Below are 15,571 nucleotides of genomic sequence, written 5' to 3' on the forward strand. Positions count from 1 at the left end.
TTAACGGCGGGCTTACCGGTTCAGCCTACTCCCTATAAGAGGTTTCAGCGAACGACTCCCAGGGGCACTTCCAGAGATCCCATGCAAGCTGCTTACAGCCAAGGCAGCTCTCTCTGGAGCATGCGGGAATCTCTGTACTCTTCCTGTTCTGCGTCTTTTGATTTATTACTTAACGAAAGGCAATATCCTTTGGGTTACCTTTTCTTTTCCAAGCAGCGCTAGGGTATGATTCAAGTCCCTGCCATGCAATTCTCCTGTTGCCGCCACGCGAACCGGCATGAATAAGGATTTGCCCTTTTGTCCGGTGGACTTCTGTACGGCCTTCAGCGACTGCTTAATATCTTCTGCTGTAAAAGTAGTAAGCTTCTGCAGCTCTTCATTAAAGGCTTGCATAACCTGAGGAACTTGCTCCTCAGCTAAAACGGCCAGCGCTTCTTCTCCGTATTCTATCTCATTTTTAAAGAATTGAGAAGTCAGTTCCACAATTTCAGCTCCGTAGGACAACTGCTCTTGATAAAGAGCTACTAACTGTCTCGTCCACTCCAGCTGTTCTGCAGTAGGTTGTTCTGCGATCAAACCGGCTGCCTGTAAATGGGGAAGACAGATCTCTAAGATTCTCTCCACCGGCTGCTGCTTAATGTAATGGTTGTTCATCCATTTCAGCTTCTCGGGATCAAAGACAGACGGAGACTTCGACACGCGAGCAAGCGTAAACTTCTCGATAAGCTCTTCCTTGGTAAAGATTTCTTCTTCCCCTTCAGGAGACCAGCCTAATAGCACGAGAAAATTCATGAGCGCTTCAGGAAGATAGCCTAATTCCAGATATTGTTCCACAAACTGGACAACCGACTCATCCCTTTTGCTCATTTTTTGACGGTCTTGATTTAAAATCAAAGCTACGTGGGCAAATTCAGGAGGCTCTACACCTAAGGCCTCATAGATCATAAGCTGCCTTGGTGTATTGGATAAGTGCTCCTCCCCACGAATGACATGGGAGATCTCCATCAAGTAATCATCCACGGTTACCGCAAAGTTATACGTAGGAATGCCGTCAGGACGGGCAATAACAAAATCCCCAATCCCATTGGATTCAAATGTTACATCACCGCGAACATGATCTTTCACCACATATTCCCGATCTTCTATTACACGGAAACGAAGAGATGGCTTGCGTCCTTCTTGCTCATACTGTTCCTTTTGTTCGTTCGTAAGATGGCGGCACTTGCCTGAGTACATTGGCGTTAGACCCTGGGCTTTCATTTCTTCACGAGCCTGCTCCAATTCCTCTGGAGTACAGTAACATTTGTACGCTTTTCCTTCAGCCTGTAGCTGGTCGAGGTACTTAGTATAGATATCCAAACGGTCCATGGAGCGATAAGGAGCATGCGGGCCGCCTACATCCACGCTTTCATCCCACTCCACTCCAAGCCAACGCATGCTGGCCATCAGCTTTGCTTCTGCCGTCTCCACATTCCGTTGCTGGTCCGTATCCTCAATTCGGATGATAAACTTACCGCCTTGATTACGGGCAAAAAGGTAGTTAAATAGAGCGGATCTCGCTCCTCCAATATGTAAATGTCCAGTAGGACTTGGTGCAAAACGAACGCGTATTTCCCTGCTCATGTTTTTGGAACCCTCCTATTACCTGCTCTGCTTTTGAAAGACATTATAGCATACGTTGCTTCTTCTGCCTCTTATTTTCACTTGCTCAATAGGACAACGGCCTGCGCAGCAATTCCTTCCCCACGTCCCGTAAACCCTAGCTTTTCCGTCGTGGTGGCCTTTACGTTTACTTGGTTTGTTTCCGTCTCAAGCAAATGCGCAATGACCTGATTCATCTCTCCAATGTAAGGTGCCATTTTAGGCTTTTGAGCAATAATCGTGCAATCGATATTGACTACTTGATAGCCTTTTTGCTTCATAATCCTCACGACCTGCTGAAGGAGAACTTTGCTGTCGGCATCCTTATAGGCTTGGTCCGTATCGGGAAAATGCTTCCCAATATCTCCTTCCCCTAAGGCTCCTAGCACAGCATCACTAATCGCATGCAAAAGGACATCAGCATCGGAATGTCCCAGCAATCCTTTTTCATAAGGGATGTTGACGCCCCCAATAATCAGTTCCCGATTCTCTGCAAATTGATGTACATCAAACCCTTGTCCAATACGAAACATCATTTACCGCCTTCTCTTTTCTATTATCGTTTCAGCCAGTCTTAGATCCTCTGGTGTCGTCAATTTGATGTTGGTATACTCACCCTCCACCACAGAAACCCTATATCCTAACCATTCCATTAGCATCGCATCATCGGTCCCTAAAAACTCTTTTTCCTCCGCTTTCCGGTGTGCCTCGAGAATATCGAAAAGACGAAAAGCTTGTGGGGTTTGCACAGCCCACAAGCTTTGGCGAGAGGGAGTTTGGATCACGTCCCTCTTTTCGTCCACCATCTTTATTGTATCTTTGACAGGAACAGCCGGGATAGCCGCCCCCATCTCCACTGTCTTTTCCATAACTCTTCGAATCATATCGATAGTAGCAAAAGGTCGAGCTGCATCGTGAATCAAAGCGTATTCTGCAAGATTCAGGGCTTGGAGTCCTAAGTAGACACTATGCTGTCTTTCCGCTCCACCAGCCACGACCCGTATACCAGGGAAATCCGGAAGGAGAGCTTGGGTCCGAGGAATATCGTCGGCATTGGTTACAACAACGATCTCTTTTACCTCAGGAATTCGGGTGAATAAATGGACTGTATGATATAAGACCGGTTTTCCATCCAGTTCGATAAATTGCTTTTTATCTGCTGCACCCATTCGCTTCCCTTGGCCAGCTGCCGCAATCACGACCCCGAAATTGCCCATTCTTTTCTCTCCAATTCCTCAATTGAATTATAATGCCTTCTCTAACATTTTAGGCTTCGCAAAGATCATTCGTCCAGCGGAAGTTTGGAGCACACTTGTCACTAAAACATCAATATGCATACCGATATAGTCACGACCGCCTTCTACAACGATCATCGTTCCATCATCAAGATAAGCGACGCCTTGACCATGTTCCTTCCCATCCTTGATTAACTGGACATTCATTTCTTCGCCCGGGAGAACAACAGGCTTGACCGCGTTAGCCAGATCATTAATATTTAGTACCATTACACCCTGCAATTCACAAACCTTGTTTAAATTAAAATCATTGGTCACGACTTTTCCTTGAGTAATTTTCGCTAGTCTGACCAGTTTGCTGTCGACCTCATGGATATCGTCAAAGTCTCGCTCATCAATCATCACTTTCACTTTCAATTCCTTCTGAATGCGATTGAGGATGTCGAGACCTCTTCTTCCACGATTCCTTTTCAAAACATCAGAGGAATCTGCGATATGCTGAAGCTCTTCTAAAACAAATTGAGGAATAACTAGTGTCCCTTCAATAAAGCCCGTTTTGCATATATCAGCAATTCTTCCATCTATAATAACACTTGTATCCAAAATTTTAAGGTCATCGCTCTTGGGTTTAGGCGGTTCCTCTTTCTTGTTGCGTGAAAATCTCCCGATAGAGAAGACATTCATAAGTTCATCTCTCTTCCGAAAACCAACCTGAAACCCCATATACCCGAGCAGACAGGATATGATCAACGGAAGAAAATCTCCAATAATCGGAAGAGGGATATAACTTAAGGGAATAAAAAATAAGAATGCTACAATAAGACCAATAATAAGACCCATTGCCCCGAATAACACATCGGTAATTGGCAGCTTCAGCAAGGCTTCTTCTCCCCAACGGATCGATTGCACGATGTAATCGGCCAACCATGTTGACAGAAGAAAGAACAATAGCGTCCCTACAACCGCACCAATATAAGGTCCGGCTACTCCGCCCACATTCAGGAACGGATCGAGTAGCTCAAAAATGTCAGAGCCAAAGCGAAAGCCAAGGCCACCTCCCATTAGCGTAAGAAACAATTGAACAAACCTTCTAACCATACCTTCACCTCCTTTCTACATTATTGACCAATTTTGCAAATAAAAATCAAAGTTTCTCAGGAAATAATCTATTTTTCTATAAACAATCATTCGGCCCAGCGATTCAGACCGCGTTATTAGCCCTCTAATTGTCTTACCAGAATACTACGATCTGGATAATACTGTCAATCAGCCTATAGGGACGAATCATGAAAGGCTTTGTCGTCCTCTTCCACTTTGGACTTTTTCCATTTTTTTCGCAGATGATCCAAGCCCTTTTTCATGCCATAGAGAGCATATAAAAATAGGGGAATCGAAACGATCTTGGGAAATTGGGTAGGGTACATGAACCCCAAAACAGCTACGACTAGCACCAATATAGGGGCAACCCAATAGGTGGACTTCGGAATGCCTACCTTTTTAAAGTTCGGGTATTTAATCTTACTTATCATCAAGTAGGACAAAAGCAGCATAAAGAGCGATAAATATACGGAAGAAAATAAATTGTGATAGAGGGCAAGAGTTGCTAGCACTCCCCCTGCTGCCGTAATGGGCAATCCTACAAAATAACCCGTATTACCGCCGGTCTGAACGTTAAACCGCGCTAAACGGAGAGCCCCGCAAATCGGAAATATAGCTACGATGAACATGGCCATCATGCCCATCTCCTGGAAGGCTGCAACGTACATAATGAACGCAGGTGCCACTCCAAAAGTAATGACATCGGATAATGAATCTAACTCTTTCCCAAATTCGCTTTGGGCATTAAGCAGACGAGCCATTCGCCCATCTAACCCATCTAATAACATACCAATAATAACCATAATAGCTGCATAATCAACGTATATAGAGTCTGGCTGAAATGCCAGCATAATGGCTACGATACCAAGGAATAAGTTCCCTACTGTAAGCATATTGGGTATGGCTTTTATCATTGTTATCCCTCCAGTCTTTCCCGTACTATTGTAATACGAAATCCACGGTCAAAGGGTTTCATCTTTTTAAAGCTTGGCGTCAGCCAAGTTTTCTAAATATGTCGATCAATGAAAACCTGCTCCTGAATTCGTTTGAGGCCCTCTCGAATGGCTCTAGCCCTCACTTCACCTATGCCATCAACCTCATCTAGCTCCTCGATGGTCGCCATCATGACTTCTGGCAAGTTGGTAAACTTTTCAATGAGATTTTGCACGATAACAGCAGGCAGTCGAGGAATCTTGCTTAATATCCGATAGCCTCGGGGAGAGACCGGCTCTTCTTGAATATTAACATTTGCCGTAAAGCCAAGCAGACGCACAATATGCTGGGAGTCCAATAACTCATCCGAGGAAAGCTTCTTGAGTTCTCCTAAGATATGGTCTGGCGTTGTTTTTTCAGGATGCTTGATATAATCCTTTATCAGCCGCCTCGCTTCCTCCTCAATATTGCCAACCAACTCCTCCAGCTGCATCGAAATAAGGCGTCCTTCAGTCCCTAACTCATTAATATATTTCAGGATTTCCGATTTAATGCGTAATACCATCTCAATTCGTTGAATCACCATGACAACTTCCTGTAAGGTAACGAGCTCCTCAAACTCCAAAGCCCCTAAGTTGGTCATAGACTGATCCAATACTGACTTATACTTTTCCAATGTCTGCATCGCTTGGTTGGCCTTGGTCAAAATAACGCCAATATCCTTAAGGGCATAGCGGAAGTTGCCTTGATAAAGCGTAATAACATTTCTCCGCTGTGAAATAGATATGACTAAATGTCCTGTCTGCTTTGCTACGCGTTCGGCTGTACGATGGCGGATCCCCGTTTCACTGGAGGAAATGGAAGAGTCGGGGATAAGCTGTGTATTGGCGTAAAGAATCCTCTTGCCATCTTCACTAACAATAATGGCGCCATCCATTTTCGCTAGTTCATACAGATGGGCAGGGGTTAATTCACAATTGATAGAGAAGCCACCGTCTACGAGATTCGTGATGGTTTGACTATAACCTACCACGATGAGGGCCCCTGTCTTTGCTCGCAGAACGTTCTCCAAACCTTCCCGAAACTTTGTGCCCGGAGCGACAAAGCGCAGGATCTGGCTCATGAGCTGCTCATTTTTTATCTCTCCCATGCTCTACCTCCCTATCGCTTCCCTAAGGGCTTCTTCTACCGTGCGTACAGGGACCAGTTCAATCCCCTGCGGAGGCTGCCAACCGGCAACATTCTTTTCCGGCATTATGACCCTTCTAAATCCTAGCTTCGCCGCTTCCTTGACTCGTTGCTCCATCCGCGAAACCCCCCGCACTTCTCCAGTCAGGCCAATTTCTCCTATAATCACGTCGTCCGTCTGAGTAGGTAAATCACGGAATGAAGAAGCCAAACTGACTGCGATGGCCAAATCGATGGCAGGTTCATCCAGCCGAATGCCTCCGGCTACATTGACATACGCATCCTGATTTTGCAGCAGCATACCTACTCTTTTCTCTAGTACAGCCATAATTAAAGCTACACGGTTATAATCCACCCCTGTGGCCATCCTTCGAGGTGAAGGAAAGCTTGTGGGAGTGACTAAGGCTTGAAGCTCAACCAAGACCGGGCGCGTACCTTCCATGCTTGCCACTACCGCAGAGCCAGCCGCTTTGCTGCGCTCGGATAAAAATAGCTCTGAAGGATTAGTAACCTCCTGCAGCCCTTTTTCCAGCATTTCAAAAATGCCAATCTCGTGGGTAGATCCAAAACGATTTTTGACCGAACGCAGAATGCGATAGGTATTGTGACGCTCTCCTTCAAAATAAAGGACAGAGTCCACCATATGCTCCAATAGTCTCGGACCAGCCAGATCCCCTTGCTTTGTAACATGCCCTACGATAATGATAGCAATCTCTTTCGACTTCCCTAGACGCATCAAATGTGAAGTACATTCCCTGACTTGCGAAACACTCCCTGGTGCCGATGTGACGGCGGGGTGGTACACCGTTTGGATTGAATCAATGACCACGACTCTCGGCTGCAACTCGGATACTTGCTGTTCAATGCGCTCTAGATCGGTTTCCGAAAGGACAAACAGTTCATCACTGTCCGCCCCTAGCCGCTCCGCACGCAGCTTAGTCTGCTTGGTCGATTCTTCACCAGATATATATAGTACCTTATGCTTATTCTGAGCAAGAAAATGAGACATTTGTAAAAGAATTGTGGATTTCCCGATCCCGGGATCCCCTCCAACCAAGATCAGCGATCCTGGGACAATGCCCCCGCCCAATACCCGATTCAATTCCGCCATGCCTGCATCTAGCCTTGGCTCCTGCTCACTTTGAATCTCCTTAATGGACAAGGCCACATTATTTTTAGAGGATCCTGAACGGTGTCCAGCCTGTTTTTTCTGTTCTTCTATTTCTTCTACTAAGGTGTTCCAGCTCTCACAGCCCGGACACTTTCCCATCCACTTGGGGGTTTCGTATCCACATTGCTGGCAAACAAACTTGGTTCTAAATTTTGCCATTCGTTTACTCCCCGCCACGTTTAATTATACACAGTATAACCTATTATTTTTCGATATTTCGTGTACAAAATCCTCCCAATGAACACATTTTGCAATAAAAACAAAAATAAGGGGCTTTTGCAAGCCCCTTCTGTCATTTATTAGCTAACTACTGTTTTCTCGTCTCGCTCTACAGTTAATTTGCCGTCCTTAAAGTCGATAATAACCGTATCGCCTTTTTGGATATTGCCAAGAAGCAGTTCTTCAGAAAGGCGGTCCTCAATGTGCCGCTGGATCGCTCGGCGCAAAGGTCTTGCTCCGAATACCGGATCAAAGCCTTCCTTCGCCAAATAGCCCTTAGCATCATCTGTCAAGACAAAATCAATTTGTTGCTCTAGAAGCCTCTTGCGAAGCTGCCCTGCCATAAGTGTCGCAATCTCAGAGATATGCACCTGCTCAAGGGAGTGGAAGACGATAAGTTCATCAATTCGGTTTAAGAACTCCGGACGGAAGGTACGCTTTAACTCATCCATTACGCGGTCCTTCATATCCGTATACTCGCGGTCATTATTAGCAGGAGTAAAGCCTAGGCTCTTTCCTTTCTTAATTGTTTCGGCCCCTACATTCGACGTCATGATAATGACTGTATTGCGGAAGTCAACTGTTCTACCCTTTGAATCAGTTAATCTTCCATCCTCTAGCACCTGTAAAAGGATGTTAAATACATCAGGGTGAGCTTTCTCAATCTCATCAAGCAGGACGACGGAATATGGCTTGCGTCTAACCTTCTCCGTGAGCTGTCCTCCCTCTTCGTAACCCACATATCCCGGAGGGGCCCCTACCAAGCGGGAAGTAGAATGCTTCTCCATATATTCGGACATGTCAATCCGAATGATGGCATCTTCGTCTCCAAACATCACTTCGGCAAGGGCGCGAGCCAATTCGGTCTTACCTACCCCTGTAGGGCCAAGGAAGATAAAGGAACCAATCGGACGCTTAGGATCTTTCAACCCTGCACGCGCTCGGCGGATCGCTCGGGAAATGGATTTGACCGCATCATCCTGGCCAATCACGCGCTTGTGCAGAATTTGCTCCATATTAAGCAATCTCTCGGTCTCTTCTTCTTTTAACTTGATGACCGGGATTCCCGTCCAGCCTGCAACAACCTGAGCAATATCCTCCGGCGATACCTCGTAATCGGATTGCCCCTGTTTTTCCTGCCATTGGGATTTCGTCAGATCCAGCTCCTCACGGATCTTCTGTTCCTTATCGCGAAGAGAAGCCGCCTTTTCAAACTCTTGGCTTTGAACAGCCGAATCTTTTTCTTTCCGCACTTCTTCTAATCGCTGCTCCAGCTCCTTTAAGTTTGGCGGAACAGTAAAGGACTGAAGTCGAACCTTCGAAGCAGCCTCATCAATCAAGTCGATTGCCTTATCAGGAAGGAATCGGTCGGAAATATAGCGATCAGACAGCTTTACAGCTGCTTCAATCGATTCATCCGTAATCTTAACTCGGTGATGCGCTTCATATCGATCACGCAGCCCTTTCAGGATTTGTACTGCTTCATCCGCACTTGGCTCATTGACCTGAATCGGCTGGAAGCGACGTTCCAGAGCTGCATCTTTCTCAATATACTTGCGATATTCATCTAACGTGGTGGCCCCAATGCATTGAAGCTCGCCGCGAGCCAAAGATGGCTTGAGGATGTTGGAAGCATCAATTGCTCCTTCGGCCCCTCCGGCGCCGATTAAAGTATGGAGCTCATCAATAAACAGGATAATGTTCCCCGCCTGACGAATCTCATCCATGATTTTCTTTAGACGATCTTCGAACTCCCCACGGTATTTCGTCCCTGCTACCACAGTACCCATATCAAGAGTCATGACTCGCTTATTTCGAAGCGTTTCTGGAATTTCGTTATGAACAATCTTCTGAGCCAATCCTTCCGCTATAGCCGTCTTCCCTACTCCTGGTTCCCCAATCAGAACCGGATTGTTCTTCGTGCGTCGGCTTAGCACCTGGATTACCCGCTCGATTTCCTTTTCTCTTCCGATGACTGGATCTAACCCGCCATCTCGGGCTTGCGCCGTTAAGTCACGGGCCAAACTATCCAAGGTAGGCGTGTTGACAGCCGCATTGCCTGAGCCTTGATTGCTCGAAGACAACGCTTCATTACTGCCTAACAGCTGAAGTACTTGTTGTCTAGCCTTGTTTAAACTCACGCCAAGGTTGTTCAGGACGCGAGCGGCTACGCCCTCTCCTTCACGGATCAAACCGAGCAGGATGTGTTCCGTTCCCACATAGGTATGGCCTAGCTTTCGCGCTTCATCCATGGAAAGCTCAATCACCTTCTTAGCCCTAGGGGTATAGTTGATGTTGCTCGGATGTTCACCGCCGCGGCCGATGAGGGTTTCGACTTCCCCTTGAATCTTATCCAAGCCTAACCCTAAAGCCTGCAGGGCCTTTGCGGCAATGCCTTCTCCTTCACGAATCAAGCCAAGCAGAATGTGTTCTGTGCCAATGTTCTTATGCCCTAACCGTACAGCTTCCTCCTGGGCTAAAGCCAGGACCTTTTGTGCCCTTTCCGTAAATCGACCAAACATCATAGTATATACCCTCCATTCTCCTCTAAGTGTACTAGTTTCCTTCCTGTTCCACGGCGGCAGACAATCTCTCCCGGATCAGCTTCGCTCTCCTGACATCTCTTTGCTCAGGCGATAGGTCTTTTCCAGAGTACATCTGCAAAAATCCGGGTTGGATTAATACCATTAGTTCATTAATAACCTTGGCGGAGATCCCCTTGATTAAGCCGGTGTCAATGGCCAAACGAAGATCAGAAAGACGGGTGGCAGCTTCCTTGGATTCAATGACCCTGGCATTGGACAGGATGCCATAGGAGCGGCAGAGCTTATCTTCCATTTGGATCTTGTTATGCTCAATCAGCGTCTTCCGGGCCACTCGCTCATGCTCCATAATTTGTCTTGCTACATTGTACAAATTGTCAATGATCTCATCCTCGGAATGACCTAATGTAATTTGATTGGAAATTTGAAACAGATTGCCTGCTGCTTCACTTCCTTCCCCATAGATCCCTCGAACGACTAATCCAATTTGCCCAATGGCATTGAGAATTCGGTTAATCTGTTGGGTCATCACAAGGGCCGGCAGGTGCATCATCACCGACGCCCGAATCCCTGTACCTACGTTGGTAGGACAACTTGTTAAATAACCTCTTCTCTCATCGAACGCATAATCTAAATACTTTTCGAATACGTCGTCGATCTGGTTTGACATGTCCCAAGCTTCCTTAAGTTGAAATCCTGGGAATAAGCATTGGATACGGAGATGATCTTCTTCATTCACCATAATGCTGACCGCTTCGTTTTCACTCAAGATCACCGCACCATGGCGAGACTCATCAGCTAGATGGGGGCTAATTAAATGTTTTTCAACTAAGACCCTTTTTTCCAGCCTTGATACATCATTCAAACTCAGCTTTTCGAAACGGTCAAGCGCTTGAAAATCATCCGTATTAATGACTTCTGACACCTTACGGATCACTTCTCTCGCTTGACTTTCCGTAGCTAGCATGGGAAAGGGATGTTCACGCAAATTTCTTGCTAAGCGAACCCGACTGCTTATGACGATATCGGAGTCGGGACCTTCTCCACTCATCCATTCGCTTACCGCTTTTTCAAGGAATCGCTGCAACGACATCGATGCTCCTCCTTTACCTTAAGAATTAGCAAGCTGCTTTTCAAGCTTTTTGATTTGATCCCGAATGGCTGCTGCTTGTTCAAATTCTTCTGCTGCCACTTTTTCTTGAAGCATGGTCTTTAACTGATTAATTTCCTTATTGATCCTGATTTTTCCTCCTGATCTTTGAGGAACTTTTCCGCTATGCTCCATACTGCCGTGGATTCGCCGAAAAAGAGGATCAAGCCTTCCTGCAAAACTGGAATAGCAATCAACGCAACCGAATCGGCCGCTCTTGCTGAATTGCGAGTAAGTTAATCCGCATGTCTCGCAACGCAAGGGCTTCTCCGCGCTGACCCCGCCAATGGAGCTTCCATGTTCAAAATTGATTAAACCAGAAAGCAGGTGATGGATCGAGAAATTACCCGATGGCCCTCCGAACATCTCTCCTTTTTCCGAGGCGCAAACTTCGCAGAGATGGGATTCGGTTTTTTCTCCGTTTAGTATTTTAGTAAAATGCAGTGTTGCTGGACGTTCTCCGCATTCCTGACAAATCATGATGACTCCCCTCCATTGTGCATAAAGATCTGAGTAATCATCGCCCGCATAATCGCCGCCCGAAGGTGATCCCGAATGCCGAGCTCAAAAGACAAGACTTCCCGGGATATGGCAGCTTTCATGATTTGGGCTTCCCTCGCTGAAATGAACCCGTCTTCTTCTAACCGAATCAAGATATTTTCCGCAGTGGACTGGTTAATCGAGCTGCCGACCATCTCCATTAGAAGCTCATAAAAGTTCTTGCTTCCGGAGATCTCCACCTTGCGGATGCGAATATATCCACCGCCTCCCCGTTTGCTTTCAACCATATACCCTTTCTCTACAGAAAAACGAGTACTGATCACATAGTTGATCTGTGAGGGGACGCACTGGAATTGATCCGCTAATTCACCGCGTTGGATTTCAATAATTCCGCTCCGACTTTCTTGCAAGATGGATTTGAGGTGTTGTTCAATGATGTCAGAGATATTTCGCACGGATCCACCTCCTCACACTCATCGCTTCCTTTGACTTTGACTTTCTTTGACTTTAATTATAGTATCAATTCGCCATTTTCGCAACTATCTTCCATACCTATTTTAGCCCATCTTGACACTTGTTAATCTTTTTTCAATGATTTCGACTATCTCAGAAAAATCCTTAATAATTACGTCCGCCTCGGCGAGCTCCCCTTGATTGGAAAAACCAAAAGCACACCCTATAGTATAAAGACCATTCGCCTTACCAGCTTGAATATCTGATTTTCGATCTCCAACCATTACGGCTTGGGAAATGCCATAATCATTCAATAGCTTGGCCACAAGATCATCCTTGCTTTCTGTCTGAAATCTCCCCGCACTGTATAAATCTTCAAACCAGTCTGTGATATGAAAACAGTCGCAAACCCCTTTTATATATTCATCTAAGCCATTGCTGGCGATAAATAATGGGATGTTTTGTTCTTTTAGCTTTTGCAGGTTTTCTTTGACTCCCGGATATAGGTGTGTCTTTCCTTCCTTTAATATTTCCAATTCATATTTCAACATCATGCGGTCTGCTTTTTTCTTGATTTCTTCAGACTTTCCCGGAAGAAGCTTATTCCATATTTCCTCAAGGGTCATACCGAATACATCGGTTATTTCCTTATCTGTAGGCATGCGGTCTTGGAAGGAGCCGTCTTCCTTTAACTTCTCAAAAGTTTTCTTAAAAGCCGGAACTGCCACTTCTTCTGTTTTGAGCAACGTGCCGTCCATGTCAAATATAGCAGCAAAAGGGATGTTACCCATTATCCTCTACCTCCTTTAACCATTAGCTTTTCCTGTTTGGCTTACCTAAAAACCACGAGAATATGTTATACTTCAAGTGATTAGCATAACTCAAATCACAGGAGAAAAGATGAGATCCCATACAGCCTTTAGTCTTCGTTTCAAAATCGGCATTCTTGTCTTTTGCTTGGTCCTTTTGTCAACCGGCATCAGCGGAGTCATGTTAATTGAGAAAGTGTATACAGCCATTGAGAAGGAATTAGGACAGCAAGCCCTAGCCATTGCCCGTACCGTTTCCCAGGTTAATGAAGTCACGGCCTATATCGGGACCCCTGAAGGCGCCCAAATCATCCAGCCCATCGCTGACAAGATTCGTCTGGCAACCAATGTCGAGTATATTGTTGTCATGGACATGGACAAGATTCGTTATTCCCACCCCATACCTGAAATGATTGGTACAGTATTTGAGGGCGGCGACGAAGGCCCGGCATTTGCTGAGCATGCCTATATTTCTCGGGCATTCGGTGTAAATGGACCTTCTATAAGGGCCTTTGTCCCTTTGATGAACGAATCCAAACAGGTTGGTGTTGTCGTAGTAGGGATGGTAACTCCTACTTATCTTAAACTTCTGGAGGAATACCGTAACGACCTTTATTTTTCCCTCCTTATCGCTCTTTTTATCGGTTTGTTAGGCGCTTTTGCCTTAGCTTACAATATCAAGAAGCAAATGTTCAACATGGAACCCAACGAGATTGCTAGATTACTAGAGGAACGGGTTGCTGTTTTTCAATCGATGGGGGAAGGGCTTATTGCAATCGATACCGACCATCGGATTACAATCGCAAATCCGAAGGCCTGTGAAATTTTGCAGCTCGAGCCCCCTGTTATCGGCCAGAAAGTCGATAACGTCATTCCCGAAACGCAGCTTACCGAAGTCATGATTTCCGGTGTGCCTCAATATAATCAAGACCGGATGATCGGCCAAACCCGAATTCTTGCAAGCGTTCTCCCCATTAAGATTAAGGGAAAGATTGCAGGGGCCGTGGCCAACTTCCGGGACAAGACAACTATGTTTAACCTAGCGGAAGAATTAACGGGAGTAAAGCAATTCATCGAAGCGCTTCGAGTACAGAATCATGAATATATGAACAAGCTGCATACGATCGCTGGATTAATCCAGCTTGGAAAAACCGATAAAGCTTTGACCTATATCTTTGACACAACCGAGCAGCAGGAGGAGCTAGCTGCATTCCTGACCAATCAAATTGTTGACTATAGCCTCTCAGGATTATTGTTAGGAAAGGTAAGCAGGGCCAAGGAATTAGGGATTGATCTCCATATTGACCGAAATAGCCGGCTGTCTGAGATCCCCAAGCAATGGGATGCCGGCGTCATGATCGCGGTTATTGGAAATTTATTAGACAATGCAATGGAAGCGCTTCAGGGGCAAGCCCTCGATCAGCGAAAAATTTATATCTCAATCCGGAATGATGATGAACGTTTGAGCATTATTGCGGAGGATAATGGTCCCGGCATTCCAGAAGACATTCGCGAGCTTATTTATATTCAAGGCTTCTCCACCAAAGCGAATAAAGATAAGAATCGGGGAATCGGACTAGCTCTGATCTATCAATACGTGATGAATGCCAAAGGAACCATCGAGTTAAAAACCGATCCTTCCTATGGCACACGGTTTGAAATATCGGTGCCTATGTACCCCGATCGAGAGGAGGTTTAAGTTCATGGAAGAAAGCATTCGAACTTTAATCGTAGAAGATGATCCAATGGTGATGGAAGTAAACAAGGGGTTTGTCGAAGCAACAGGCGGATTTGATATTGTTGGACTTGCCCGATCAGGAACCGAAGCATTAGAACTAATGGCAACGGTACAACCGCAGCTGGTCATTCTGGATATTTTTCTTCCGGATATGGACGGGCTGCAGACTCTAGCCGAAATTCGCAAACGAAATGATCCCATTGATGTCATCCTTGTCACCGCTGCACGCGACTCGGAGACGGTACAAAAGGTGTTTCGCTATGGCGCTATTGACTATATTATGAAGCCTTTTAAGTTTGATAGATTCAAGAGTGCTCTGGAATCCTATCGTACCCTGCGAAAAGCCTTAACCAAAGACTTATTGGACCAAGAGGCAATTGACCGTCACCTTTCCGCTAAAAGGCTTATTACAGAGAATAGAGGACCGGAACTGAATGGACAAGACGAACCTTTGCCAAAGGGTTTAAATGAAATTACCTTAAAGCAGGTTTTGCTCTTTTTGCTTAAGCAATCCCAAGCTTTATCTGCCGAAGAAGTCGCCGAAGGGGTCGGGTTAGCCCGTGTTACCGCCAGAAGGTATCTTGATTTTTTAGAGAAAGCCGGAAAAGTTAAGCTAGAGATCCAGTATGGTTCGGTAGGCCGGCCGATTAATCGGTATCATGCGATGTAAAAAACTCCCGTTCTCACTCCGAGCGCATAGACGTGCTCCTGGGTGATGAACGGGAGTTTTTTATAATTGGAATGACCTTAAGAGAATTTTCTTCCTCTATTTATTCTTGGAGTAAAATAAACTTGATTATAAGGGAAAAAATGGACCTCCGTCAAGAAAGTGGACAGTTAAATAAGGCATTTTATGATGCCTTTTTGAAATGTTGTTCATAGCGAACAGGAG

The 15,571-nt window shown here is 45.6% G+C and carries 14 protein-coding genes and 1 other annotated feature (1 of these 15 running past the window's edge); of the genes, 2 read left to right on the forward strand and 12 right to left on the reverse strand.

The features are described from left to right. Nucleotides 1-160 (reverse strand) — a binding site (T-box leader); it reaches 68 nt to the left of the window's first position. A gap of 5 nt (nt 161-165) precedes the next feature. The 12 genes from gltX to ABLT31_RS26530 form a co-directional block, all read right to left on the reverse strand. After that, a complete protein-coding gene (gene gltX, locus ABLT31_RS26475) occupies nt 166-1,623 on the reverse strand; it encodes a glutamate--tRNA ligase (RefSeq protein WP_367757471.1) in 1,458 nt (485 codons plus the stop codon). 77 nt (nt 1,624-1,700) lie between these two features. After that, entirely contained in the window at nt 1,701-2,174 is a 474-nt protein-coding gene (gene ispF, locus ABLT31_RS26480) for a 2-C-methyl-D-erythritol 2,4-cyclodiphosphate synthase (protein ID WP_367757501.1), read from the reverse strand. A 3-nt stretch (nt 2,175-2,177) separates the two neighbouring features. Further along, complete coding sequence (gene ispD / locus ABLT31_RS26485; protein ID WP_367757473.1) at nt 2,178-2,858, reverse strand: 2-C-methyl-D-erythritol 4-phosphate cytidylyltransferase; 681 nt, start codon at nt 2,856-2,858, stop codon at nt 2,178-2,180. Nucleotides 2,859-2,885: 27 nt separating this feature from the next. Next, nucleotides 2,886-3,974: a PIN/TRAM domain-containing protein gene (locus ABLT31_RS26490; RefSeq protein WP_367757475.1), complete on the reverse strand. Its 1,089-nt coding sequence runs from the start codon at nt 3,972-3,974 to the stop codon at nt 2,886-2,888. A 173-nt stretch (nt 3,975-4,147) separates the two neighbouring features. Beyond that, nucleotides 4,148-4,888, reverse strand: a complete 741-nt coding sequence (gene pssA, locus ABLT31_RS26495; protein ID WP_367757477.1) for a CDP-diacylglycerol--serine O-phosphatidyltransferase — start codon at nt 4,886-4,888, stop codon at nt 4,148-4,150. A gap of 92 nt (nt 4,889-4,980) precedes the next feature. After that, nucleotides 4,981-6,057 (reverse strand): DNA integrity scanning diadenylate cyclase DisA, encoded by a 1,077-nt coding sequence (gene disA, locus ABLT31_RS26500; protein WP_367757479.1) that lies wholly within the window; start codon nt 6,055-6,057, stop codon nt 4,981-4,983. A gap of 3 nt (nt 6,058-6,060) precedes the next feature. Then, nucleotides 6,061-7,425, reverse strand: coding sequence for a DNA repair protein RadA (gene radA / locus ABLT31_RS26505; RefSeq protein ID WP_367757481.1), 1,365 nt, complete (start codon nt 7,423-7,425; stop codon nt 6,061-6,063). Nucleotides 7,426-7,565: 140 nt separating this feature from the next. Beyond that, a complete protein-coding gene (locus tag ABLT31_RS26510) occupies nt 7,566-10,010 on the reverse strand; it encodes an ATP-dependent Clp protease ATP-binding subunit (protein ID WP_367757483.1) in 2,445 nt (814 codons plus the stop codon). Between the two features lie 31 nt (nt 10,011-10,041). Then, complete coding sequence (locus ABLT31_RS26515; protein WP_367757485.1) at nt 10,042-11,121, reverse strand: protein arginine kinase; 1,080 nt, start codon at nt 11,119-11,121, stop codon at nt 10,042-10,044. 18 nt (nt 11,122-11,139) lie between these two features. Further along, entirely contained in the window at nt 11,140-11,658 is a 519-nt protein-coding gene (locus ABLT31_RS26520) for a UvrB/UvrC motif-containing protein (RefSeq protein ID WP_367757487.1), read from the reverse strand. Next, nucleotides 11,655-12,134 carry a CtsR family transcriptional regulator gene (locus tag ABLT31_RS26525; RefSeq protein ID WP_367757489.1) on the reverse strand — a complete coding sequence of 160 codons (480 nt, stop codon included), beginning with the start codon at nt 12,132-12,134 and terminating at the stop codon, nt 11,655-11,657. Before ABLT31_RS26525 ends, ABLT31_RS26520 begins: the two co-directional genes overlap by 4 nt. 102 nt (nt 12,135-12,236) lie before the next feature. Then, nucleotides 12,237-12,923, reverse strand: coding sequence for an HAD family hydrolase (locus ABLT31_RS26530; RefSeq protein WP_367757491.1), 687 nt, complete (start codon nt 12,921-12,923; stop codon nt 12,237-12,239). 109 nt (nt 12,924-13,032) lie between these two features. Between ABLT31_RS26530 and ABLT31_RS26535 the strand changes: the two genes are divergently transcribed. Together ABLT31_RS26535 and ABLT31_RS26540 are read left to right on the forward strand one after the other, a co-directional pair. Then, on the forward strand, nt 13,033-14,640 hold the full coding sequence (locus tag ABLT31_RS26535) for an ATP-binding protein (RefSeq protein ID WP_367757493.1): 1,608 nt from the start codon (nt 13,033-13,035) through the stop codon (nt 14,638-14,640). Between the two features lie 4 nt (nt 14,641-14,644). After that, nucleotides 14,645-15,349, forward strand: a complete 705-nt coding sequence (locus ABLT31_RS26540) for a response regulator (protein WP_367757495.1) — start codon at nt 14,645-14,647, stop codon at nt 15,347-15,349. Nucleotides 15,350-15,571: the final 222 nt, after the last annotated feature.

It is taken from the genome of Ammoniphilus soli (assembly GCF_040813775.1).